Here is a 235-nt window from a genome sequence, read left to right as displayed (position 1 = left end):
ATCTGAATCAATAGCTTCTATTGCATTAATGATGATATTTAAGAATGCAATCTTAAGCTTCTCTTTATTACCACTGATGAAACATGGGAACTCAGGGTAATTAACTTTAAGCTTAATTTGTTTTAAAGTTATCCTATCTAAAGCTACGGTGATAGTCTCATCAATTACATTTTGAAGGATCAACCTCTCGAATGCCATTTCAGTCGGCTTAGATGACATCAACAATTCAGTAATG

1 pseudogene is annotated in these 235 nt (G+C 32.8%); it reads right to left on the bottom strand.

Annotated features, from left to right (window positions below):
* Positions 1–219: pseudogene (locus KK062_RS30580) on the bottom strand (hybrid sensor histidine kinase/response regulator); the annotation flags it as partial.
* Between the last annotated feature and the right edge of the window lie 16 nt (positions 220–235).

The organism is Dawidia cretensis (genome assembly GCF_018598175.1).
Taxonomy (GTDB): domain Bacteria; phylum Bacteroidota; class Bacteroidia; order Cytophagales; family Cyclobacteriaceae; genus Ohtaekwangia; species Ohtaekwangia cretensis.
This window is presented reverse-complemented; position numbering and strand designations above follow the sequence as displayed.